The sequence below is a fragment of the Faecalicatena contorta genome, from assembly GCF_021531895.1.
Taxonomy (GTDB): Bacteria; Bacillota; Clostridia; order Lachnospirales; family Lachnospiraceae; genus JAFBIX01.
In genome coordinates this window covers 1-1,683 of record NZ_JAFBIX010000068.1, presented here as the reverse complement: position 1 = coordinate 1,683, position 1,683 = coordinate 1, and the positions used below count along the sequence as shown (strand labels likewise).

1 protein-coding gene is annotated in these 1,683 nt (G+C 39.8%); it reads left to right on the top strand.

Features of this window, described 5'->3' with window-relative positions:
- Window positions 1-112 precede the first annotated feature (112 nt).
- Window positions 113-1,246, top strand: coding sequence for an IS110 family transposase (locus tag JQM81_RS13410; protein WP_235234323.1), 1,134 nt, complete (start codon window positions 113-115; stop codon window positions 1,244-1,246).
- The last annotated feature ends 437 nt before the right edge of the window (window positions 1,247-1,683 follow it).

Genomic DNA, 1,683 nt, shown 5'->3' with positions numbered 1-1,683 from the left:
AAGATAATATGAAGTGACCTCACGTTTGTAGGTTCGTGGATTTACCTGTAAACTGTTAATTGACAAGATTAATGGTAACAGGGATTACCGCATACAAAAGGAGGCCACTTATATGAAAAGAATAATACGAATCGGGATGGATGTCCATAGTACAAATTATACTTTATGCGCAATGGAGCCAATTATTGGAGAAGACGACAGGATTTTTGCAACGGTTGATGTAACACCAGATTACAAAAATATTTTGATGTTTATTGAGAATTTAAAAATGAAACTCGGTGTTGATAATCAGTATGATATTCAATGCGGATATGAAGCAGGATGTCTTGGATATTCTCTTTATAATCAGCTTACAGCAGCAAACGTTAAATGTGTGATTCTTGCACCAACTACTATGTTGACACCACAAGGAGTTCGTGTAAAAACAGATGCCAGAGACGCAAGGATGATTGCACAATGCTTGTCTTATGGAGGTTACCATGCGGTGTATGTTCCAACTGAAGATGATGATTCTGTAAAGGAATATATTCGTATGAGAGATGATCACAAAACAGCGTTAAAGAAGATAAAACAGCAGATTAGCGCATTTTGCTTACGTCATGGGCACCACTATGCCCAAAGTAAATGGACAATTGCTCACTGGAAGTGGTTGAAAAAACTAGAACTTTCTGCATTGTACCGTGAAGTGTTGGATGAATATATGATTTCATATGAAGAACAAACTGCAAAAATAGATAGACTTGATCAGAGGATTGAAGAACTGGCAGCCCAGGAAAAATATGCAGAAAAGGTAAAAAAACTGGAATGTTTTCTTGGGATTCAAACGCATACAGCATTATCACTGATTGTAGAAACCGGTGATTTTAAAAGATTTGCAAAAGGAAATATCTATGCAGCTTACTTGGGTCTAGCACCAGGAGAGGATTCCAGTGGACCAAAGACTAACAGAACCAGTCTGTCCAAAGCAGGGAATAGTCATTTGAGACAGTTATTGGTGGAAGCGGCAGGAGGAATTTGTAAGGGAACGATAGGTCATAAATCCAAAGCATTGAAAGCAAGACAGAATGGTAATACGGCAGAAGTAATCGCGTATGCTGATAAGGCGAATACAAGGTTGCGAAGTCGATACTATAAATTTATAAGACATGGTAAAGCAAGAAATGTAGCAGTAGCAGCAATAGCAAGAGAACTGGCATGTTTTGTATGGGGAATGATGACGGACAATATCAGCGTAAGGGCTGTATAAGTACATCATGCTCATCTGTCAGTCAAGAGCGCTACGCACCGCATTAGCGGCAGGCTCTTGACAGCCATCTGCCCATGATGAATTGGGCAAACAAGCAGAAATAAGCAGTAAACTGCAGATTTCTGCTGTCAAAAAAGTAACTAGTAAACCATTGACAGTATCTGGGAGGAGCCAAAATAACTTTAAAGGTTCGAGTTATTCGCGTCCTCGCTTTGTTGGCACGAAAAAATCGTGATCCACGTAGAAAGATAGCAGAACTCACGGCGGACCATTAGCCTGTAGGTAGCCAATCCACGAATAACAGAGTGGCCAAATGCCGGGAACTGTTAAATCTGGCTCTTTCCAGATGCTGTCAATCAACAAATGTGATAATTGTTAGGGGAAAGCTTCTTAATGCAAAATTTACTCTTGACAAGAGGTCACTTCATAACAGCGAG

Excerpts from the sequence above, each read along its gene's own strand:
- JQM81_RS13410 (WP_235234323.1), top strand. The coding sequence starts at position 113 with ATGAAAAGAATAATACGAATCGGGATGGATGTCCATAGTACAAATTAT.